Raw genomic sequence first — 21500 nt, 5'->3', positions numbered from 1 at the left:
AATGAAGTTTGAAAAGACACCTCTAAAAGATTGTTTTATTTTAACTCCGGAGGTTTATCCAGACCATCGTGGTATTTTTTTAGAGAGCTATCATAAAAAGAAATTTAATGAGATCACAGGCTTAAATTTAGAGTTTGTGCAGGATAATCAATCCGTATCTAAGAAAGGGGTGTTACGCGGCTTACATTTTCAATCTGGGGAATTTGCTCAGGCTAAACTCGTGCGTGTAATTTATGGTGAAGTTTTAGATGTTGTGGTAGATTTAAGGCCAGATTCTCCAACGTTTAAAGAGTCTTATAATATTATCTTATCAGATCAAAACCAGCATCAGTTATATATCCCTCAAGGCTTTGCACATGGATTTATCACCTTGTCTGAAACTTCTGTTTTCTCTTACAAGTGTGATCGGTTTTACTATCCAGGCTCAGAGTCTGGAGTGATTTATAATGATCCAGACCTTGCTATAGATTGGAAATTTCCTGAAGATGAGTTAATCCTGTCAGAAAAAGACACTAAATTACCAACACTCAAAGAATTATTTCCATGAAAACTGTATTGGTAACTGGAGCATCTGGACAATTGGGTAAATGTATTCAAAAACTTGCCGCAAAGGAAAACGCCATCGATTGGCTTTTTATGGATTCTTCAGAAATCGATATTACTTCAATTTGTGACCTTAGTATGTGCTTTGGAAGCAAACAAATAGATTATTGTATTAATTGCGCAGCCTATACTAATGTTGAAAAGGCTGAATCTGATAAGGAGAGAGCTTTTGAAATTAATGCTGAAGCAGTAAAAAATTTAGCTGAAATCTGTCGAAAGCATAAAACGGTACTTATTCATATCTCTACAGATTATGTTTTTGATGGTACCAGTACTAACCATTATAAAGAAGACGATAAAACAAATCCAATCAACGTCTATGGCGCTTCAAAATTAAAAGGGGAACAATATATTCAGAGTACAATAGGCTATCATTTTATATTTCGGACGTCTTGGTTATATTCTGAATTTGGTCATAATTTTTACAAGACCATATTAAAAAAAGCTGCAGAAAAGGCTAATTTAAATATTACCACAGCTCAAAAAGGAACACCTACCAACGCAAATCATTTGGCAGAATTACTTGTTCAAATTATAGAAGATGAGAATAAAAACTATGGTTTGTATCATTATAGTAATGCAGGAGAAACGACCTGGCACGGATTTGCAAAAGAGATCTTGAAACTTTCCAATAAATATGATGAGGTTATTTTAAACGAGGATAATTCTTATAAAACTATTGCAGAAAGGCCGGAGTATAGCGTTTTAGATAAAACTAAATTGAAAGCGAATTTCAGGGTAGATATTGCATCCTGGCAAGTTGCAGTTTTAGAATTATATAATAATAATTAGATAAAGATTTTAGATGTCTAAAAGGATATTAATTACTGGAGCGGCTGGATTTTTAGGCTCTCATTTGTGCGATAGATTTATTAAAGAAGGTTATATGGTAATTGGGATGGATAACCTGATTACCGGAGACATGAAAAATATCGAACATCTTTTAAAGATGGAAAACTTTGAATTTTACCATCATGACATCACTAAATATGTGCATGTTGCAGGTGAGCTAGATTATATTTTACATTTTGCTTCACCGGCAAGTCCAATAGATTATTTAAAAATTCCAATTCAGACTTTAAAAGTAGGCTCTGTAGGAGTTTTGCACTTATTAGGATTAGCAAAAGAAAAGAATGCACGAATTTTAATAGCTTCTACTTCAGAAATTTATGGAGATCCATTAGTTCACCCACAAAGTGAAGATTATTATGGAAATGTGAATTCAATTGGTCCACGAGGGGTTTATGATGAAGCAAAGCGTTTTCAGGAATCCATGACTATGGCTTACCATCGTTTTCACGGATTGGAAACCAGAATTGCCAGGATCTTTAATACCTACGGGCCACGAATGAGGTTGAATGATGGTCGGGTAATTCCTGCATTTATTGGCCAAGCTTTACGAGGAGAAGATCTTACTGTGTTTGGAGATGGTTCTCAAACTCGTTCTTTTTGTTATGTAGATGATCAGATAGAAGGAATTTATAGATTGCTTTTAAGTGACTATTCAGATCCAGTGAATATTGGTAATCCTGATGAAATCACCATTAGAGAATTTGCAGATGAAATTATCAAACTTACTAATACCAATCAAAAGATAGTTTGTGAGCCATTGCCAGAGGACGATCCAATGCAACGGCAACCAGATATTACCAGAGCTAGAGATATTTTAGGCTGGGAACCAAAGGTCTCTAGGGAAGAAGGAATGAAGATCACCTACGATTATTTTAAGGGGCTTACTCAAGAGGAATTGTTTAAAAGTGAGCATAAGGATTTCGCTAAGCATATTAGACGCTAAAGATAGCTAAATGGAAGAAACGCCATTGGTATCGGTAATAATGCCCGCATATAACTCGGCTAATTTTATTGCTGAAGCGATTCAATCTGTTTTGCAACAATCATATCTTTATTGGGAACTATTAATAATAGATGATTCTTCTGAAGATAGTACAGTTCAAATTATTGAAAAATTCATATTAGCCGATCCCAGAATTCAACTTTTTCAGAATAAAACAAACCATGGCGCAGGAGTTAGTAGGAATATTGGAATAAAAGCAGCTCAGGGCTCGTTCATTGCATTTTTAGATGCCGACGACCTTTGGCTTACAAAGAAGTTAGAAATTCAGTTAGAGTTCATGAAAAGCCATGATCTGGACATGACCTTTTCTAGTTATTATCTAATAAATGAATCTGGCCATGAGCTTCATAAAAAAATTCAAGCTTTGCCTATTCTTACCTATAAAAAATTACTCAAATCTAATTATGTAGGGAATCTTACTGGAATTTATAAGGTTGAGAAACTGGGGAAGATCTACAGTCCTACATTAAGAAAAAGGCAGGATTGGGCATTATGGCTAAGTATTTTGAAGAGGGTAGAATCTACAAAAGGAATTATAGAACCACTTGCCAAATATCGCATTCGGGAAAATTCAATATCTAATAATAAAAGCTCCCTATTAAAATACAACTACCTAATATACAGGGAATTTTTGAAATATAATAAGCTTAAGAGCTTAGTGAAAATGGGAGTTTTTTTAAAAGAACATTTCTTTGTAAAGAAAAAACAGGAAGTTTCTAAATAAGTGAAGTAAACTGCTTTAATTTTCCGCTTTTATTTCTTTTTAAAATCGGCATTTTTTCAAATTCTACTTGAAGATTTTTACCTACGAAAGTCTCAATCGCAGCTAATATTTTGTGAACCTGCCCATCAGTAAGTACATTATCACTTACATATTCTATTTTAAATTTATCTAAGGCAGTTTGTACAATTAGAAATTCTTTAATACTTCCTGCATCCTCAATAATAGATTTTGTCACATAATAAAAAGTAAGTCCAGGGACTACTTTTCCATCTGCCAAGCGCGCTACATCATTAGTTCGCCCCGTAAGATTTAATAGTACAGGATGTTTATATGTGCTTTTTATGGATAAGGTTCCAGTATCTCCAATATCATATCGAATCATTGGATGTGCTTTATTGTACAAAGAGGTAATAACAATTCTTCCTTCCTCTCCGTGCGCTAAGTTGTTATTATTATCGTCCAAGATCTCTATAAACAAGCTCTCTGCATTTACTATCCATTCGTTGTGAGTATTTTCAAAAGCGATAAGTCCTACTTCGCTTGCTCCATACTCGTTCACGACAGGGATCCCAAAGGTTGCTTCAATAAGCTTCTTATCATTTTCAAAAAGTTTTTCTGAAGTAACAATGCAAACTTTTAATGAGGGACAGATTTCTTTTAAAACAACATTTTGTTTCTTTAAATATTTTGCAAAAAGTAAAATTGCGCTGGTATATCCATTAATATAGTCGAATTCAGATTTTTTAAAGCGAGTTAAGAACTCCTCCATCTTTTTTTCGCTAAGATCGAAGACATTAAATCTTCTTCGCAAGCTCACCTGATCTTTAAAGCGTTCCGTTAAATTTCCGTAAAGATCTAAAGGGATTCCATAAAACCTTGCTTGTAAAGATTTGTTGAGGTCTATCTTTATCCACTTGTAGCGGTCTATAAATTCTGCCCAGGTTACCGCATGGCAAAATCTATCTTTTGCAAAAATAAATGGATGACCGCTAGATCCGGAAGTCTTCCCAACATAACTGTTCTTTTTATTATAATTCTCGCTAAGCCTATCGTTTAAAGGTCTCTGTAAATCTGATTTTTGCATTACCGGCACCTTTTCCCAATTTGAAAACTCCATATTTCCGAAGAAATCTTTGTAATACGAGTTATGGGATAGATGATAATTTACAATAGCTTTCCTTCGATTATGAACATAATCTTCGAATTCCTCCTCTGGGATATCCTGAATTTCTTGTAATAGCTTTTGAGCCCTATTTATAGGGAATTTATTTAGCTGAAGTGAGATTTTAAACCAATTCAAAGGCTGGGAGTACTTTAATTTATTCGAAATTATTAGTGCTTCAATTTACAAACATTTATTTTTGACGCAAGAATTTAAAACAACTTCCACATGAATATTTTGATATTAGGTGCCGGTGGCCGTGAACATGCATTTGCTCACAAGATTTTAGAGAGTGAACATTGCGACCAACTTTTTGTTGCTCCTGGTAATGCAGGAACAGCCAAAATAGCGACTAATGTGGATTTGAAGGTAACTAATTTTGAAGCAATCAAGAAGTTTGTTCTTCAGGAAAATGTGACTATGGTAGTTGTGGGGCCTGAAGATCCTCTAGTTATGGGAATTGCAGATTTCTTTTCCAATGATGAGAACTTAAGTGAAGTAGCTGTTGTAGGACCTTCTAAAAGAGGAGCTTTACTAGAAGGAAGTAAAGAACGAGCGAAGGAATTTATGTCTATGCATAATATTCCAACAGCTGCATATCAAAGTTTTACTGCTGAAAGTCTGGAAGCCGGGAAATATTTTCTAGAAACCTTAAAGTCGCCCTATGTGCTCAAAGCAGACGGCCTTGCCGCAGGGAAAGGAGTTTTGATCCTGGAAGATCTAGAGGAAGCTAAAATAGAATTGGAGCACATGCTTGTTAATAGTAAATTCGGAAATGCGGGTGAAAAAGTCGTGATAGAAGAGTTTCTAGACGGGATAGAATTAAGTGTTTTTGTTTTAACCGATGGTAAGAATTATAAAATTCTACCAACGGCCAAAGATTATAAGAGAATAGGAGAAGGAAATACAGGTTTGAATACAGGGGGGATGGGAGCGATTTCTCCAGTTCCTTTTGCAGATGAAGTATTGATGAAAAAAATCGAAGAACGAATCGTTAAACCAACGATTAACGGACTTCAAAAGGAAAACATAGACTATAAAGGATTTGTGTTTATAGGATTGATAAAAGTTGGCGAGGAACCTTACGTTATAGAATATAATGTAAGAATGGGAGATCCCGAAACCGAAGTGGTTTTACCAAGAATAGAAAGTGACTTGGTAGAGCTCTTTCAGTCTTTAAAAAATCAGAAACTGAATGAAGTAAATGTGAAGATCTCTCCAAAAACTGCTGCTACTGTGATGTTGGTTTCTGGAGGATATCCGGAAGCTTACGCAAAGGGTGCTGAAATAACTGGATTACATGACGTTGAGGATTCCCTTGTTTTTCATGCAGGAACTACCCAAAAAGATGGTAAAGTGATTACTAACGGAGGGCGAGTTATTGCGGTAACTTCCTTCGGAAAAGATTACCAAGAGGCATTAAAAAAATCTTATCAAAATGTAGATAAACTTCATTTTGATAAGATGTATTATAGAAAAGATCTAGGTTTTGACCTAGCCTAGGAATGAATGTGCTTTAGGATCACGATTTTCTTCATCATTATCATTGAACTTTTTCAACTGTAACATCCAGTAAACCAAAGCTGCAACACATATGATCATAAAAACCCAGTTCATTAAATTTGCTAGAGCCCAAGACTCATCTTGTAACTCTCTTAAGGCATCATAAGGAATAAATAATATTTCTGTAAAAAGCCAAGCGATTCCTTCAAAAAGATCTTTCATTGTATAACTTTGTTATATTATGCCACAAAAATATAAAAAACCAACATGCTAACAAGCTTTTTTAGCAAATCTAAACCGGTAATTTTGCTAACGGTCATTCTTTTTATGACTGTTTTTTACATTTTGGCTAATTTACAACCAGTATTTCAAGAATTTGAAATGTTCACGCTCCTTACTAAATTTGGAGTGTTGGTAAGTTTTTTACTGAGCGCAATGGTACTGGACTTTATTGCGAAGAAGAATGAGCTTACTAAACGAAGCGGTTTTAAGATCTTAATATTTGCAGTTTGCTCGGTTTCTTTTTGGGCAATATTAAAGGATAATCAAATAATTGTGGCCAATCTTTGTATTCTACTTTCTTTAAGAAGAGTAATAAGCTTGAGATCTAGAAAAGATATTGCTTTAAAGATCTTTGATGCCACTTTCTGGATTTGCATTGCATCACTGTTCTATTTTTGGTCTATACTTTTCATTTTTATTGTCTATTGCGGCATATTATTTCATGCAATAAATTATTTTAAAAACTGGCTGATTCCGCTAGTAGCAATTTCAATAGTTTTTATATTGGTTACAGCTTTTCACCTTTTGGTTAATGATGAGTTTTATACCTGGGCCGCTTGGTACCAAGAGAGTTCTTTTAAGTTCGAAAATTATCAAAATCTAAGAGTTTTAATTCCTGTTAGCATCATTTCAGCATTAAGTATTTGGACATTATCTCATTATTTTAAACTCTATCAAAAATCTGGAATTAGATCCAGACCCACTTATATGTTAGTCTTTATTACACTCTTAATTTCTATTGTGGTAGCGATCTTATCACCTGTGAAGAATGGCAGTGAGTGGATGTTTTTCTTTGTTCCATTTTCAATAATAGCCTCTAATTATTTTGATAGTAAGAAAGAGAAAGGTTTTAAAGAAGTGCTGTTAATAGGTCTCATTTTAATGCCAATTTTACTTCCAATTTTTATATAATTCAGCTTTTTTAGAATATTTTGATATAAGTTGATTCAGGTTTTCCACTATTTCAAAATATAATACCTTTGTTTTTCATTCGGAGTTTCGGGAATAAACTTCAGTAGTAATATTAATATCAAGATTATAATATTCAGAAGGATGTCAGGTTGAGCGGAGTCGAAATCTCCTTTCTATGCTAAAAAGTTCTCGGCTGCACTCGAATAGACACAACACGAATTTGCATTTTTTATAATTAAAACCATAAATCAAACATGTTTTCAGCAAAAGCAAATAATATCTTTAAAGAGGTAATAAATAAGTATCATTTGGTTAATTCTGTAGATCAATCATTTGAAAACCCATACAATAAAGACTCTCAACTTATAGAACATTTACTTTTTAGAAAATCTTGGATAGATACTGTACAGTGGCATTATGAAGATATCATTCGCGATCCTAATATAGATCCAGTTGCAGCTTTAACTCTAAAGCGGCAAATAGATGCTTCTAACCAAGATCGTACAGATATGGTTGAGTTTATTGATAGCTATTTTTTGGAAAAATTCAATGCAGTAGCTGTTAAATCTTCTGCAACCATTAATTCTGAAAGTCCTGCTTGGGCAATAGATAGACTTTCTATTTTAGCTTTAAAGATCTTCCATATGGATGAAGAGGCGAATAGGGGAGATGCTTCTGAAGATCACCGTAATAAATGTGAAATTAAACTGAATGTTCTTTTGGAACAACGAGTAGATCTTTCATCAGCAATAGATAGATTACTTGAAGATATCCAAAATGGGGATAAATATATGAAGGTGTACAAGCAGATGAAGATGTATAATGATGACGAATTGAACCCTGTTTTAAGAAAGAAGAACTAGTTGTGAGTTGGAAGACCAATATATCAAAACCATCTAAAGACAAAGGCAATTTGCCACAATCTGAAGGAGCGCATATATTGGTTATTAGACTATCTGCTCTTGGGGATGTTGCTATGTTAGCTCCCATCTTGCGTGTAGTCGCCGCGACTTATCCTAGCTTGAAAATAACATTACTTACTCGCGCTTTTTTTGCTCCTATTTTCAAAGACATTTCAAATGTAAGTGTTTACGAAGCCGATATTAATGGGGTTCATAGTGGCGTTTTTGGATTAAGCAGATTGGCTAAAGATCTTAGAGATATTGATATTGATGTTGTTGCAGATATGCATGATGTTTTGAGGAGCAATGTTTTAAAATCGGTTTTTTATTTCTACGGAATTCCAGTTAAACAAATAGATAAAGGAAGATCTGAAAAGAAAGAGTTAACTGCAGCCAACAATAAAGTTTTTAAACAGTTAAAAGCAACACATGAGCGCTATGCCGATGTTTTTGCTGAATTGGGATATCCAATAGATCTTAGTCTTCATGAATTTCCAATAAAGCAAAAGATCTCAGCGAATACCAAAGAAATTACTGGGAAGAACCCTTTAAAATGGATTGGTGTTGCTCCCTTTGCACAACACAATTCTAAGGTTTATCCTTTAGACCTTATGGAAGAGGTATTGTCTCAATTAAACAGCGGAGGAAAGATTCAGGTTTTTCTATTTGGTGGAGGAAAAAACGAAGCTGTAATGTTGGGAGAACTTGCAGAAAAATATGAACGAATTGCTTCACTTGCAGGAAAATTAAAGTTTGACGAAGAATTGGCACTTATCTCTAATCTAGATGCTATGCTTTCTATGGATAGTGGGAATGCTCACTTGGCAGCTATGTACGGAATTCCTGTGATTACACTTTGGGGAGTTACTCATCCTTACACAGGTTTTAAACCTTTTGAACAGCCTATAGAGAACTGTATTTTACCAGATCTCAATAAATACCCTCAAATTCCTACTTCAATTTACGGGAATAAAGTTCCAGAGGGCTATGAAGATGTAATGCGAACGATCTCTCCAGAATCGGTGGTTCTAAAGATCAACTCGATTTTAAATATTTCTTAAGAATCTGATGGAATTTGAAGAAAGTCATGCTGTATTCATGCGGTGAATTCAGACTTCTTGGGAGGAAATATAGAAAACAAAATCCCCAGCTTGATATTTGTCAGGCCGGGGATTTTTACATTAATGAGAATTATACGTCATCGTAATCTACTTTTAACGTAGGTGTTGTGGGATGTGCTTGACAAGTAAGAATTAAACCTTCTTCGATCTCGCTATCTGTTAAGATTTGATTTTTTGCCATCTCAGCTTTTCCTTCAGTAATTCTTGCGATACAGCTGCTGCAAATTCCACCTTGACATGAATAAGGAACATCCAAGTCTTTCTCTAGGGCTGCATCTAGAACAGTATCTTTTTTGTTCATAGAAAAAGTGGTTTCCTCATCGTCTACCAACACCGTAAGTTTTGTTTGACCTTCTAAATTGGCTTCAATTTCTCCAGAATCGCTAGAAGTAAAAAGCTCGAATAAGATCTTTTCTTTTTCTATTCCATTTTCCAACATGACTTCAGAAACACTATCAATCATGACTTCTGGACCGCACAAATAGAATTTTTCGAAGTTTAAAGCGTCAAATTTATTTTTCAGTACGTAGTTTACTGTACTGTTTTCAATTCTTCCGAAATGAGCATTCTCTTCTTGAGTTCTACTGTAAACAAATTCAATAAATAATCTTTCTGGATATTCTAATTGAAGCTCTAATAGTTCTTTGAAGAAAATAGTGTCATCTGGAGTTTTGTTTCCATATACTAAAACGAATTTACTTTCGGTTTCCTTAGTAAGTACCGTTTTAATAATAGATAATACAGGAGTAATTCCACTTCCGGCAACAAAAGCAGCGTAGTTATGTTTGGAATTACTAGGCTCAAAAATAAATTTTCCTTCTGGCGGATGCACTTCTAAAACGTCTCCAACTTTCAGTTTGTTATTTGCTAAAGCAGAAAAAGTTCCACCCTTAACTTCTTTAACCGTAACTTTATATTCGTTTGTATTAGGAGCAGAACATAGAGAGTAGGCTCTACGGACTTCTTTTCCATCTATGTTTGTTTTAAGAGTGATATATTGACCTGCTTTAAAAGAAAAAATCTCTTTAAGATTTTCTGGCACCTCAAAAGATAAACTAACCGCTTGTTCTGTTTCGCGGATAATTTCTTTTATATTTAGGCTATAAAATTTATTCATAACATTCAATTTGGCTGTAAAAATACAAAGTCTATCCTTTTTTATTTGTAACAAATTGGTAAATTTCCACACTTCTATATATAAACACAAACTATTATGTTCAAGCGCTTATTCTCGCTAGAGTGGAAATCATTTTTTAGATCGGCAAGCTTAGGCAAGAGTATTGGCCTCAAAATTCTAATGGGGTTTTTAGCCTTGTATTTTATTGTTGCATTTTTAATGTTTGGTATTGGGCTGTATCCTCTTATTATAAAATATTTCCCTGGAGAAGAACCTTTATATTTAGTTAACAGGTTTATTTTAGTGTGGCTAGTTCTGGAGTTAGCATATAGGTTTTTACTTCAAAATTTACCCATTCTAGATATAAAACCATTGATGCTCTTACCTATTAAAAAACGGAAAGTGGTGAATGTCGTGCTTTTAAAATCTCTCTACTCTTTCTTCAATTTTCTTCCCTTGCTTATTATCATTCCCTTTGGAATCTATAATATTTATAAACAAACCTTTAGCACAGGAGCAATAATTGCATGGATGATCGCTATGATAGGGCTTACGCTTTCTGTGAATTATGCAAATTTTATTATTAAAAAGAACTTCACAGATAATATAAAAGCACTTATTCCTGTAGTTGTTGGAATTGTCGTGATAGCATCCCTAGATTATTTAAAGATTTTTGAGAGTATTGTGTGGTTTGGAAAAGGGCTTAATGCGATTCTGGAATTTCCAATACTTGCGCTTATTTCTATTCTGATAGTAGCTATATTTTATAAGTGGAACCAGAAAGATTTAGAAAGTAAATTTTATCTGGATGCCTCTTTAAAAGATGAAATTAAGGCTGCTAATACCAATGAATTCCTTTGGACAAAAAGATTTGGAGATATAGCGCCTTACCTGCAATTAGATCTAAAAATGATCTGGCGGAATAAAAGACCTAAAACAACTGTATACATATCTATTTTATTTTTGGCTTATGGCCTTATCTTTTATGGTAATGATACTTATCAAGAGTTGCCGGCGTTCTTTGTTTTTGTGGGGATTTTTATAACTGGTATTTTTATGATCAATTTTGGACAGTTCATTCCTGCTTGGGATGCAGGTTATTATCCGCTTATAATGGCACAGAATATTCCGTTAAAAAAATATTTAACAGCTAAAGCAGGATTAATAACCTTTAGCGTAGTGGTATTAGCAATTCTTTCAACCCCTTATTTGTACTATGGTTGGAAGATTTTTTTAATCAATATAATATGCGCAATTTATAATATAGGAGTCAATATTCCCATTTTACTTTATGCAGGTTCTTTCAATAGAAAAAAGATAGACTTGGATAAAAGTCCGTTCATGAATTACCAAGGAATGGGAGCCACACAGTGGATAGTAGGACTTCCTCTTTTGCTAATGCCATTGTTTATTTTCTGGATTATCAATAAGTTCATTTCTTTTGAAACTGCAGTGTCAGTATTATTGGGTCTGGGAATAATAGGCTTAATACTAAGAAATCGGGCTATCAGCTTTATTGCACAACGTTATAATAGACAAAAATATGCCATGATTGAAGGTTTTAAACAATCTGGCGAATAAAATCACAAACATGATCACAGCAACAAATCTTACAAAAGTATACAATGGAACCAAGGTTCTAAATATAGGACATTTGGATATTCCTACAGGTCAAAGTCTGGGATTGGTAGGAAATAACGGTGCAGGAAAAACTACATTTTTTAGCATGTTGTTAGATCTTATTCAGCCAACAACAGGAAACATTTTTAATCACGAAATTACCGTGAGCCAAAATGAAGAATGGAAAGAGTTTACAAGTTCTTTTATTGATGAAAGTTTTTTGATAGGATATCTAACTCCTGAGGAATACTTCTATTTTATTGGAGACCTTCGGAAGCAAAACAAAGCTGATGTAGATGCACTTCTTTTAACCTTTGAGGACTTTTTTCATGATGAAATTCTTGGAAAACGGAAGTATTTGAGAGATCTTTCCAAAGGAAATCAGAAGAAAGTGGGAATTGTTGCAGCTCTTATAGGAAGCCCAAAAGTGATAATTTTAGATGAACCATTTGCAAATCTAGATCCAACTACTCAAATAAGACTTAAAAAGATTATTAAAGATCTTACCGCCCAAAAAGAAACTACTATTTTGATTTCTAGTCATGATCTTATTCATATTACAGAAGTTTGTGAAAGGATTGTTGTCCTAGATAAAGGAGATCTTGTAAAAGATCTTATGACATCTACAGCTACTTTAGATGAATTAGAAACTTATTTCTCGAAGGATTTAACTTTGAAAGAAGAAGTTTAGTTTTTAGATCACTTTACAAACTTAACAATATCTAAAAAGAAACGTATTTTAGCATACTAAATGTAAAGCACTTCTGTTATTTATAATATCAAGAACTTATTGATTTTGAATAGATTTACACACGTATTTGGTTGCCTTTTTTTGGTGATTGCAATTTCTGGTTGTTCCAGGAAAAAAGATAAGTTTATTAACAGGGGTTGGCATGCTGTAGGCACAGAATATAATATTCTTTATAATGGCGGACTTGCTCTAGAGCAAGGGAAGCAGGAAGTTGCAGCTTCTTACAACGAGAATTTCTGGGATATTCTGCCTGTGGAAAGAATGCAAATTTCTGAAGAGATCTCTTTGCCTGGAACGGTGAAAAATGAATCTTTTAGGCTTGCTGAAGAAAAAGCAACTAAGGCTATTCAAAAACATTCTATGCTTATTGAAGGCAAAGAAAAAAATCCACAAATAGATGAAGCTTATTTAATGCTTGGTAAAGCTCGTTATTTTGATCAACGATTTTTCCCCGCATTAGAAGCCTTTAATTATATCCTGCATAAATATCCTGCTAGTAATACAATAAATCACGCGCAGATCTGGAGGGAAAAAACCAATATCCGACTTCAAAATAATAAACTGGCAATAAAGAATTTAAAAAGAATTCTTGAATTTGAGTCTTTAAAGCACCAAGATAAAGCAGATGCCAGTGCGATGTTGGCACAGGCTTATATCAATATCAATCACCTAGATAGTGCTGTTGTACCTATTAGAACGGCGGCAAAATTTACGAGTAATAATGACGAAAAAGGCCGTTATTATTACATCCAAGGACAACTTTATAATTTATTAGTACAAAGAGATAGTGCTAATTATGCGTTTGATGAGGTAATAGAGCTTAACAGAAAAAGCCCAAGAGAATATTTAGTGAATGCTCAAATTGAAAAGACTAGAAACTTCAATTTTAAAACTGAAGAATCTTCAGTATTGCTAGCGAGGTTGAAGGAAATGGAAGAGAATCGTGAAAACAGACCTTTTCTGGATAAAATCTATTTTCAGTTAGCCGAATATTACAGTCATATAGATTCTACTCAGCTTGCAACCTCATATTATAATAAATCTCTTAGAGAACCTTCCAGAGATAATTATTTAATTTCCCTGAATTATGAAACGCTGGGAAATATAAATTTCGATAAAGCTTTGTATAGAGAGGCTAGTGCTTATTATGATAGTACTTTAACCAAGATTCCAAATACTTCACGAGATTATTTCTTTGTTGAACGCAAGCGAGATAACCTTAAGGAGGTGATTTTTTATGAAAGCATAGTAGAGAAAAATGACAGCATCCTACGCTTTGTGGCAATGCCAGAAACCGAACGTGTAGATTATTTTACCAGATATGCTGAAGGATTAAAGGAATCTGCTATAGCCGAGGCTAAAGAGGGAGCAATCCCAGAAACTGTGCAACCCGCAGCACCTTCTTCCCGAAACACTCCAGGAGCACCACCTGCGATAGGGGGAAATGATATTGCGAACACTTTTTATTTTTATAATCCACGAAGGGTTTCCTCAGGCTTAGAAAATTTTGTTAGAACTTGGGGTCCAAGAGAATTAAACGATAATTGGAGGTTAAATTCGAGCAGTTTTGCTAGCATAGATAACAATAGAATAGATGAGGTTTCAGGACTTATTATTTCTAATAATCCTAAATTTTCAGCCCAATCCTATCTGGACCAAATTCCAAGTGATCCGCTTCAGATTTTGGAAATAGAGAAAGAGCGGAATGATGCCTATTACAGCTTAGGATTAATTTATAAGGAGAAATACAATAAACCAGACCTGGCTTCAGAAAAACTTACAGCCTTATTAGGTTTCACGGAAGAGGAACGTTTAGTAATTCCTGCAAATTATTATTTATATAGAATAAACCTTGAAAGAGGAAATAATTCAGAAGCAGAAAGATTTAAGCAAGTTGTCTTAACTGAATTTCCAGATTCAAGATATGCCTCTAGAATTAATAATCCAGATCTAGCCATAGCTAGAGAAGATGAAGCTGAAAATAAGTACAGGAAACTTTATGATCTTTTTGAAAAATCAGAATTTTTAGAGGTGATAGAAGAGTCAAAGCTTTATATAGATGAATATCCTGAAGAAGAATTACTACCGAAAATTGAATTACTAAGGGCTAGAGTCATGGGAAGAATTTATGGAGTGAATGCTTATAAAGAACAATTATCTTTAATTGCAGGTAACTATCCTCAAACTCAGGAAGGAATTACTGCTTTAGAATTGTTAAATACTGCAATTCCTGAAATGGAGAAGAGCAAATTAGAAATTAATAGCAGTGCCACAAGCAATTTTAAGTTAGTTTATTCGCTTGAAATTACAGAAGAGCAAAAGATAAGTGATTTAAAAGAAGTACTCGAAAAAGCTATTTTAGATTTAGATTATGCAGGATTATCTGTTTCTCAAGATGTCTACAATAATAAGCTCTTTTTTGTGGTAATTCATGGAGTGGATACTTTAAGCAAAGCAGAAGGTTTTGCAGAATTGCTGAATACCAATAAGAAATATAACGTCGAGATTATCCCAGATATAATTTCTTCAGAAAATTACAGAGTAATTCAGCTGAAGAAAAACCTGGATGCCTACAAAGAATTAATTAATAAACAAGAACCCTAGATCTATGTTTAAAAGCCCTACAAAATCAAAAGATAAAACAGAAACCAGTAAAGAGCAAAATAGAATATCAGCAGGAACCGTAATTACTGGAGATATTGAAGCCAAAGGAGGTTTTAGAATAGAAGGAAGCCTTATTGGTAATTTATCTACTTCTGGAAAAGTGGTTATTAGCAAAGGAGGTTTCATAAAAGGAGATCTAATTTGCAAAAATGCCGATTTTGAAGGATCTTTTGATGGGAAATTGAACGTTGAAGAAACTTTATCTCTAAGGTCTAGTGCTGTTATTGATGGAGAAGTGAATGCAGGAAAATTATCTATTGAACCTGGTGCTTCTTTTAATGCTACATGTACAATGAAAGGTGCTGTAAAATCTCTACAAAATGGAAGAAAAGAAGGAAGAAAAGAAGGAAAACGAGAAGAACGGTCAGCTTAGAAATTGGGCGATCTTTTCAGGAATTGCCTTTCAAATGGGTGGAACTATCTTTGCTTGTGCTTGGGTAGGCAAAAAGTTAGATGAGAGATACCCGTCTAATAAAAATTGGTTCACTATTGGTTTTGTATTATTTGGAGTTGCTGCCTCTTTATATATCGTTTTAAAACAATTAAAAAGCCTCAATAAATAATTAATGATTTCCAAGTTTCTAAAGTTCACGCTTATAATTAGCTTTTTGCTAGGCCTTGCTTATTTAATTCAAATAAATATTATACAATCCACCCTTACAGATAAAGAAGCTAATCTTATTCAATTTAGCTATCTTTTCAATTTTGCATTTACGTATATATTAATGTTGAATATTCTAGTTTTTAAAAAGATATTAGAAGACAAACTGGGATTTGTATATCTAGGAATTAGCACGCTTAAATTTGTGCTTTTTTATTTTTTAGTGAAATCTAAAAACATTGAAATTAATAAATCCGACTTCTTGCTCTTTTTTATCCCTTTTGTGTTGTGTTTAGGTATTGAAATTTTCTATGTTTCTAGAATTTTGAACAGTGTTAACTATAATGAAAACAGTTAGTTACATTGAATTTAAAGTCCTTAAACTTATTGAAAGTTTTTAGGATTGAATTTTATTTAAATTGTGTACATTTGCACCGAAATTTATAGACCGAAACTATACCTGGAATGAAAAAGGATAATACTGTTAGAATTTTATTGGCTGTTTTTATAGCACTTTTTTCTGTAAATACCTTTGCTCAAGATCACGAAGTAGAGCAGGGGGAGAATACAGAATTAGAGTCTCATGAGGGGCCTGGAGCAGTTGATACAAAAGAAGAAGTTGCTAATTATATAGATCATCACTTACAGGATTCTCATACTTTCAATTTCTTTTCAGATGGTGCTACTGGAGATCATTATGGTTTTCCATTGCCAGTAATTTTATGGGATAATGGTTTAAAAGCATTTTCTTCTTCTGAATTTCATCACGGAGAGACTTTAGCAAATATAGACGGACAGAACTATAAATTATATCACAACAAAATATACAAAACCAATTCTGAAGGTACAATTACCTACGGAGAAGATGGTTATCCTACAAATGTTAAACCATTAGATTTTTCTATTACTAAGAATGTTCTAGCGATGTTATTGGTTTCTTTGCTAATGTTTGTGATGTTTAAAGGTTTAGCTTCTTCTTACAAGAACAAGGATATTCCAACTGGTTTTGGAAGAGTTTTAGAGCCTTTAGTTATATATGTTAGAGATGATATTGCTAAGCCAAACATTGGTCCTAAGTATAGAAAATACATGGGCTTTTTGTTAACTGTGTTTTTCTTCATTCTTATTCTGAATTTGCTTGGATTAACACCGCTAGGAATTAATGTTACAGGAAATATCGCTGTTACTTTTTGTCTTGCATTAGCAACATTTTTTATAGTTCAGTTTAGTGGGAACAAACACTACTGGAAACATATATTTTGGATGCCAGGAGTGCCAATCCCTATGAAAATAGTTTTAATGCCTATCGAGATCTTGGGAATGCTTACTAAGCCATTTGCCTTGATGATTCGATTGTTTGCTAACATGACTGCGGGGCACGTAGTTGTAATGAGTCTTTTAGGACTTATTGTAATATTCCAGAATTGGATAGCAGGTCCAGCATTTTTCGGATTTACTCTATTTATTTCAATAATAGAATTATTAGTCGCATTTTTGCAGGCGTATATTTTCACCCTGTTAAGTGCATTGTATATTGGAATGGCTGTAGAAGATCACGATCATCATCCTAATGATCATAGTGATGATATACCAGTTATTTAGAAAAATTTTATCAATAAGTAAGTTTAATTTTTAACAAAGTAGTTTATGGAAGTAATGGATGTAAGTTTGATTGGTAAGGGTCTTATCATCATTGGTGCAGGTATCGGTCTAGGTATGATTGGTGGTCGCGCGATGGAAGCAATTGCTCGTCAGCCAGAAGCAGCAGGTAAAATCCAAACAGCAATGATTATTGTTGCTGCATTATTGGAAGGTGTTGCATTCGCAGCGTTATTCGCTTAATTGAAACTAATCAAACTTTGTAACGGTTGGTTGCAAAGTTTGATTTTATTTTTAAAAACTAGTTTACTTATAAAAAAGATATATGGAAAAGTTAATAAATGATTTTTCTTTTGGGTTATTCTTCTGGCAAACAATGGTACTTGTGGTGCTAATATTGCTTCTAAGGAAATTTGCTTGGAAACCAATTTTAGACTCATTGCATAGTCGTGAAGAAGGAATTAAAGACGCTTTACTTTCTGCGGAGAATGCAAGAAAGGAAATGCAGAATCTTCATGCTGATAATGAGAAATTATTGAATGAAGCAAGAGCTCAAAGAGATGAAATGCTTAAAGAAGCTCGTGAATTAAAAGAGAAAGTAGTTCTTGAAGCAACTGAAGAAGCTCAAGCTAAAGCAGATAAGATTGTAGCAAACGCTCAGATAATTATCGAGAATGAGAAAAATGCAGCGATGGTTGACCTTAAAAATCAAGTTGCAACTTTATCTATTGAGATCGCAGAAAAAGTAATTCGTGAACAACTATCTACTACAGAGAAACAACACAAGTTGGTTGAGGATATGTTAGCAGATGTTACCTTAAAATAAGTTTATGAAAAGTACCAGAGCTGCACAGAGATACGCGAAAGCAATTTTAGATTTGGCAAAAGATCAAGATGCTGCAGAAGCTGTGAATAATGATATGGTTTCTATAAACGAAACTATTTCATCTAGTGAAGAACTTCAAGAAGTTTTAGCTAGCCCGGTTGTAAAAGACAATGTTAAGAAGAGTGCTTTAAAAGAAATTTTTAAGTCTGTTCATACCATAACTTTGGGAGCTTTTGATATTCTTGTAGACAACAATAGAATTATCCAGCTACAATCTGTAGCTAAAAGATATACTGCATTATTTAACGAAATGAACCACATTCAAGTTGCACATGTAACTACAGCGGTTCCTTTAGATGCTAACTTAGAGGTTAAGATACTTGATAAAGTAAAAGAGCTTACAGGAAATGTGGCAACTTTACAAAGTAAGGTAGATCCAAGTATATTAGGAGGTTTTATCCTTAGAGTAGGAGACCTTCAATACAATACAAGTGTTGCAAAAAGCCTTAGTAATTTAAGCAGAGAGCTTACTAACAACACGTATATTTCAAAAATTTAATGAAAACAGATACACTTTAGGTGTATCAATTTTATTCTAAATAATTATGGCCGAAGTAAATCCAGCTGAAGTTTCAGCAATATTAAAAAAACAACTTTCAGGTTTTGAAGCAAAAGCTACTTTAGATGAAGTAGGAACAGTACTAACCGTTGGGGATGGTATTGCACGTATCTATGGTTTAGCGAATGCTCAATATGGAGAATTAGTTGAATTTGAAAGTGGATTAGAAGGAATTGTACTTAACCTTGAGGAAGACAATGTTGGGGTAGTACTTTTAGGACCTTCTAAAACAATTAAAGAAGGAACTGTAGCTAAAAGAACTAAACGTATTGCTTCTATCAAAGTTGGTGAGGGAATTACGGGTAGAGTTATAGACACTTTAGGAGCTCCAATAGATGGAAAAGGTCCTATCCAAGGTGAAACATATGAGATGCCATTGGAGCGTAAAGCACCAGGTGTAATCTACCGTGAGCCAGTTACAGAGCCTATGCAAACGGGGATCAAAGCTATTGATGCAATGGTACCAGTTGGAAGAGGGCAAAGAGAATTAGTTATTGGTGACCGCCAGACAGGGAAAACTGCTGTGTGTATTGATACTATCTTGAATCAAAAAGAATTTTACGATGCAGGACATCCTGTACATTGTATATATGTTGCTATAGGGCAAAAAGCTTCTACTGTTGCAGGAATTGCACAAAAATTAGAAGCAAAAGGTGCTTTAGCTTATACTACTATTGTTGCGGCTAACGCATCAGATCCTGCTCCAATGCAAGTGTATGCTCCTTTCGCAGGTGCTGCAATTGGTGAATATTTTAGAGATACTGGTCGTCCAGCACTTATTGTGTTTGATGATTTATCTAAACAAGCTGTTGCTTACCGTGAGGTTTCGTTATTATTACGTCGCCCACCGGGACGTGAAGCATATCCTGGAGATGTATTTTTCTTACACTCTAGATTATTAGAACGTGCTGCAAAAGTGATAAACAATGATAAGATCGCTTCAGAAATGAATGATCTTCCAGATTCTATTAAGCATTTAGTAAAAGGTGGTGGTTCTTTAACTGCATTGCCAATTATTGAAACTCAAGCAGGAGATGTTTCTGCATATATCCCTACCAATGTAATTTCTATTACAGATGGTCAGATCTTTTTAACATCAGATTTATTTAACTCTGGAGTTCGTCCGGCGATTAACGTAGGTATTTCTGTATCTCGTGTGGGTGGTAACGCTCAGATCAAGGCGATGAAAAAGGTTGCAGGAACTTTAAAATTAGACCAGGCTCAATTCCGTGAATTGGAAGCATTTGCTAAGTTTGGATCTGATCTTGATGCCGCTACTTTGAATATTATTGAAAGAGGAAAGCGTAACGTAGAGATCTTGAAACAAGCAGAGAATGATCCTTATCCGGTAGAAGAGCAAATTGCAATTATCTTTGCAGGTGCTAAGAACCTTTTAAGAGATGTTCCGGTAACCAAGGTGAAAGAATTTGAAACTGAGTATTTAGAATACTTGAATGTAAAACATCGTGCAACCTTAGACGGTTTAAAAGCTGGAAAACTTACAGATGAAATTACAGATACATTGGTGGCAGCTGCAAAAGAGATTTCATCAAAATATAAGAACTAATTTAGAATTCAGAATTTTAAATTCAGAATTTATAATTACATAATATGGCAAACTTAAAAGAATTACGTAGCAGGATTACCTCGGTTTCATCAACCATGCAAATTACCAGTGCCATGAAATTGGTATCGGCTGCTAAGTTGAGTAAAGCACAGGATGCCATTACTGCAATGCGACCTTATTCTGAAAAGTTAACAGAATTGCTACAGAGCCTTAGTGCCTCTTTGGATGCAGATAGCGGAAGCGCTTATGCGGAACAAAGAGATGTTAAAAAGGTTTTGATAGTTGCTATTTCTTCTAACAGAGGATTGGCTGGAGCTTTCAACACTAATATTGTTAAAGGTGCTCGTGCAGTTGCTGCTTCAAAATACAGCGATAAGAACGTAGAGATCTTAACTTTAGGGAAAAAGGCGAATGATGTTTTAAGTAAGACTTATACGGTTGCAGAGAACAATAATGCTATTTTCGACGATCTTAAGTATGATAATGTAGCTGAAATTGCAGAAAACATCATGCAATGGTTCTTGGATGGGAAGTATGATGAGATCTCAATTGTATATAATAAGTTTATAAATGCTGCAACTCAAGATGTAATAACAGAACAGTTTTTACCAATTGAGAAATTTGAAACTGAAGAGAATGTAACTTTAGATTATATTTTTGAACCAGAAAAGGAACAGATCGTAAAAGATCTTATCCCTAAATCTTTAAAAATGCAGTTGTTTAAAGCGATGAGTGACTCGTTAGCATCAGAACATGGGGCTCGTATGACGGCGATGCACAAAGCGACAGATAATGCAACAGAATTAAGAGATTCGCTTAAATTGTCTTATAACAAAGCGAGACAAGCAGCTATTACGAACGAGATCCTAGAGATTGTTGGTGGTGCTGAAGCATTGAATAATTAAAAACTCCTTTTCACTCTGAGTCTATCGAAGTGTGAATATGCGAGCTAAGACTGAAAAAAGAATTATTTCAAAATATAAAAAAACCCTTCAGATTTCTGAGGGGTTTTTTATTGTTATGAGTGTGTACGGCATTCAGGGTGTTAAATTAGTTATAACCTTCTATAAGC

At 34.1% G+C, this 21500-nt stretch carries 22 protein-coding genes; 19 read left to right on the top strand and 3 right to left on the bottom strand.

Annotated elements, in window-relative coordinates; translation table 11 throughout:
* The first annotated feature begins 1 nt into the window (after position 1).
* Genes rfbC through I130_RS05570 form a run of 4 tightly spaced genes read left to right on the top strand, consistent with a single transcriptional unit; the run spans position 2 to position 3182 of the window.
* Positions 2-547, top strand: coding sequence for a dTDP-4-dehydrorhamnose 3,5-epimerase (gene rfbC / locus I130_RS05585; RefSeq protein ID WP_034920316.1), 546 nt, complete (start codon positions 2-4; stop codon positions 545-547).
* Positions 544-1395 carry a dTDP-4-dehydrorhamnose reductase gene (rfbD, locus tag I130_RS05580; RefSeq protein WP_034920315.1) on the top strand — a complete coding sequence of 284 codons (852 nt, stop codon included), beginning with the start codon at positions 544-546 and terminating at the stop codon, positions 1393-1395. The genes rfbC and rfbD overlap by 4 nt, the downstream gene beginning before the upstream one ends.
* A 13-nt stretch (positions 1396-1408) precedes the next feature.
* The gene (locus I130_RS05575) at positions 1409-2398 is read left to right on the top strand and encodes a UDP-glucuronic acid decarboxylase family protein (RefSeq protein WP_034920312.1); all 990 of its coding nucleotides are present in this window, start codon (positions 1409-1411) and stop codon (positions 2396-2398) included.
* Between the two features lie 10 nt (positions 2399-2408).
* Positions 2409-3182 (top strand): glycosyltransferase family 2 protein, encoded by a 774-nt coding sequence (locus tag I130_RS05570; protein WP_034920311.1) that lies wholly within the window; start codon positions 2409-2411, stop codon positions 3180-3182.
* Here I130_RS05570 and I130_RS05565 read toward each other — a convergent pair.
* Entirely contained in the window at positions 3175-4482 is a 1308-nt protein-coding gene (locus tag I130_RS05565) for a phenylacetate--CoA ligase family protein (protein ID WP_034920309.1), read from the bottom strand. The genes I130_RS05570 and I130_RS05565 overlap by 8 nt on opposite strands.
* A 90-nt stretch (positions 4483-4572) precedes the next feature.
* Between I130_RS05565 and purD the strand changes: the two genes are divergently transcribed.
* On the top strand, positions 4573-5847 hold the full coding sequence (gene purD, locus I130_RS05560) for a phosphoribosylamine--glycine ligase (RefSeq protein WP_034920307.1): 1275 nt from the start codon (positions 4573-4575) through the stop codon (positions 5845-5847).
* Here the strand turns inward: purD and I130_RS05555 are convergent.
* Positions 5839-6069, bottom strand: coding sequence for a DUF6341 family protein (locus tag I130_RS05555; RefSeq protein ID WP_034920306.1), 231 nt, complete (start codon positions 6067-6069; stop codon positions 5839-5841). The genes purD and I130_RS05555 overlap by 9 nt on opposite strands.
* Positions 6070-6114: 45 nt before the next feature.
* Between I130_RS05555 and I130_RS05550 the strand changes: the two genes are divergently transcribed.
* From I130_RS05550 to I130_RS05540, 3 genes are all read left to right on the top strand, one after another.
* A complete protein-coding gene (locus tag I130_RS05550) occupies positions 6115-7041 on the top strand; it encodes a DUF6427 family protein (protein WP_034920304.1) in 927 nt (308 codons plus the stop codon).
* Positions 7042-7295: 254 nt separating this feature from the next.
* Positions 7296-7904 carry a DUF4254 domain-containing protein gene (locus tag I130_RS05545; RefSeq protein WP_034920301.1) on the top strand — a complete coding sequence of 203 codons (609 nt, stop codon included), beginning with the start codon at positions 7296-7298 and terminating at the stop codon, positions 7902-7904.
* Between the two features lie 2 nt (positions 7905-7906).
* The gene (locus tag I130_RS05540) at positions 7907-9004 is read left to right on the top strand and encodes a glycosyltransferase family 9 protein (RefSeq protein WP_083932864.1); all 1098 of its coding nucleotides are present in this window, start codon (positions 7907-7909) and stop codon (positions 9002-9004) included.
* A 130-nt stretch (positions 9005-9134) separates the two neighbouring features.
* On the opposite strand, the gene I130_RS05535 is transcribed toward I130_RS05540, so the two are convergent.
* Positions 9135-10181: a ferredoxin--NADP reductase gene (locus I130_RS05535; RefSeq protein WP_034920299.1), complete on the bottom strand. Its 1047-nt coding sequence runs from the start codon at positions 10179-10181 to the stop codon at positions 9135-9137.
* Between the two features lie 96 nt (positions 10182-10277).
* Between I130_RS05535 and I130_RS05530 the strand changes: the two genes are divergently transcribed.
* The 11 genes from I130_RS05530 to atpG all read left to right on the top strand — a co-directional run bounded on the left by I130_RS05530 (position 10278) and on the right by atpG (position 21333).
* The gene (locus tag I130_RS05530; RefSeq protein WP_034920296.1) at positions 10278-11762 is read left to right on the top strand and encodes a DUF5687 family protein; all 1485 of its coding nucleotides are present in this window, start codon (positions 10278-10280) and stop codon (positions 11760-11762) included.
* Positions 11763-11772: 10 nt separating this feature from the next.
* Complete coding sequence (locus I130_RS05525; RefSeq protein WP_034920293.1) at positions 11773-12492, top strand: ABC transporter ATP-binding protein; 720 nt, start codon at positions 11773-11775, stop codon at positions 12490-12492.
* A gap of 105 nt (positions 12493-12597) precedes the next feature.
* On the top strand, positions 12598-15156 hold the full coding sequence (locus I130_RS05520; RefSeq protein WP_034920292.1) for a tetratricopeptide repeat protein: 2559 nt from the start codon (positions 12598-12600) through the stop codon (positions 15154-15156).
* Positions 15157-15160: 4 nt separating this feature from the next.
* A complete protein-coding gene (locus tag I130_RS05515; RefSeq protein ID WP_034920290.1) occupies positions 15161-15589 on the top strand; it encodes a polymer-forming cytoskeletal protein in 429 nt (142 codons plus the stop codon).
* Positions 15537-15779: an AtpZ/AtpI family protein gene (locus I130_RS16415; RefSeq protein WP_034920287.1), complete on the top strand. Its 243-nt coding sequence runs from the start codon at positions 15537-15539 to the stop codon at positions 15777-15779. Before I130_RS05515 ends, I130_RS16415 begins: the two co-directional genes overlap by 53 nt.
* Before the next feature lie 503 nt (positions 15780-16282).
* On the top strand, positions 16283-17419 hold the full coding sequence (atpB, locus tag I130_RS05500) for a F0F1 ATP synthase subunit A (protein ID WP_034920283.1): 1137 nt from the start codon (positions 16283-16285) through the stop codon (positions 17417-17419).
* Positions 17420-17464: 45 nt separating this feature from the next.
* Positions 17465-17659 (top strand): ATP synthase F0 subunit C, encoded by a 195-nt coding sequence (atpE, locus tag I130_RS05495; protein WP_034920281.1) that lies wholly within the window; start codon positions 17465-17467, stop codon positions 17657-17659.
* Between the two features lie 82 nt (positions 17660-17741).
* Positions 17742-18242 (top strand): F0F1 ATP synthase subunit B, encoded by a 501-nt coding sequence (locus I130_RS05490; RefSeq protein ID WP_034920280.1) that lies wholly within the window; start codon positions 17742-17744, stop codon positions 18240-18242.
* A 4-nt stretch (positions 18243-18246) separates the two neighbouring features.
* Positions 18247-18801: an ATP synthase F1 subunit delta gene (gene atpH / locus I130_RS05485; protein ID WP_034920278.1), complete on the top strand. Its 555-nt coding sequence runs from the start codon at positions 18247-18249 to the stop codon at positions 18799-18801.
* Between the two features lie 46 nt (positions 18802-18847).
* Positions 18848-20428 carry a F0F1 ATP synthase subunit alpha gene (gene atpA, locus I130_RS05480; RefSeq protein ID WP_034920276.1) on the top strand — a complete coding sequence of 527 codons (1581 nt, stop codon included), beginning with the start codon at positions 18848-18850 and terminating at the stop codon, positions 20426-20428.
* A gap of 44 nt (positions 20429-20472) precedes the next feature.
* On the top strand, positions 20473-21333 hold the full coding sequence (gene atpG, locus I130_RS05475) for an ATP synthase F1 subunit gamma (protein WP_034920275.1): 861 nt from the start codon (positions 20473-20475) through the stop codon (positions 21331-21333).
* Positions 21334-21500: the final 167 nt, after the last annotated feature.

It is taken from the genome of Gillisia sp. CAL575 (genome assembly GCF_000403785.1).
Classification (GTDB): domain Bacteria; phylum Bacteroidota; class Bacteroidia; order Flavobacteriales; family Flavobacteriaceae; genus Gillisia.
The sequence above is the reverse complement of the archived record's forward strand: the minus strand, read 5'-3'. Positions and strand labels throughout refer to the sequence as shown.

Bases quoted from the DNA above. Each gene is read 5' to 3' on its own strand.
- atpE (WP_034920281.1), top strand. From the start codon at position 17,465: ATGGAAGTAATGGATGTAAGTTTGATTGGTAAGGGTCTTATCATCATT.
- I130_RS05545 (WP_034920301.1), top strand. From the start codon at position 7,296: ATGTTTTCAGCAAAAGCAAATAATATCTTTAAAGAGGTAATAAATAAG.
- purD (WP_034920307.1), top strand. From the start codon at position 4,573: ATGAATATTTTGATATTAGGTGCCGGTGGCCGTGAACATGCATTTGCT.
- atpB (WP_034920283.1), top strand. From the start codon at position 16,283: ATGAAAAAGGATAATACTGTTAGAATTTTATTGGCTGTTTTTATAGCA.
- I130_RS05575 (WP_034920312.1), top strand. From the start codon at position 1,409: ATGTCTAAAAGGATATTAATTACTGGAGCGGCTGGATTTTTAGGCTCT.
- I130_RS05525 (WP_034920293.1), top strand. From the start codon at position 11,773: ATGATCACAGCAACAAATCTTACAAAAGTATACAATGGAACCAAGGTT.
- I130_RS05530 (WP_034920296.1), top strand. From the start codon at position 10,278: ATGTTCAAGCGCTTATTCTCGCTAGAGTGGAAATCATTTTTTAGATCG.
- I130_RS05535 (WP_034920299.1), bottom strand. From the start codon at position 10,181: ATGAATAAATTTTATAGCCTAAATATAAAAGAAATTATCCGCGAAACA.
- I130_RS05550 (WP_034920304.1), top strand. From the start codon at position 6,115: ATGCTAACAAGCTTTTTTAGCAAATCTAAACCGGTAATTTTGCTAACG.
- rfbD (WP_034920315.1), top strand. From the start codon at position 544: ATGAAAACTGTATTGGTAACTGGAGCATCTGGACAATTGGGTAAATGT.
- I130_RS05490 (WP_034920280.1), top strand. From the start codon at position 17,742: ATGGAAAAGTTAATAAATGATTTTTCTTTTGGGTTATTCTTCTGGCAA.
- rfbC (WP_034920316.1), top strand. From the start codon at position 2: ATGAAGTTTGAAAAGACACCTCTAAAAGATTGTTTTATTTTAACTCCG.
- I130_RS05570 (WP_034920311.1), top strand. From the start codon at position 2,409: ATGGAAGAAACGCCATTGGTATCGGTAATAATGCCCGCATATAACTCG.
- atpG (WP_034920275.1), top strand. From the start codon at position 20,473: ATGGCAAACTTAAAAGAATTACGTAGCAGGATTACCTCGGTTTCATCA.
- I130_RS05555 (WP_034920306.1), bottom strand. From the start codon at position 6,069: ATGAAAGATCTTTTTGAAGGAATCGCTTGGCTTTTTACAGAAATATTA.
- I130_RS16415 (WP_034920287.1), top strand. From the start codon at position 15,537: ATGGAAGAAAAGAAGGAAGAAAAGAAGGAAAACGAGAAGAACGGTCAG.
- atpH (WP_034920278.1), top strand. From the start codon at position 18,247: ATGAAAAGTACCAGAGCTGCACAGAGATACGCGAAAGCAATTTTAGAT.
- I130_RS05515 (WP_034920290.1), top strand. From the start codon at position 15,161: ATGTTTAAAAGCCCTACAAAATCAAAAGATAAAACAGAAACCAGTAAA.
- atpA (WP_034920276.1), top strand. From the start codon at position 18,848: ATGGCCGAAGTAAATCCAGCTGAAGTTTCAGCAATATTAAAAAAACAA.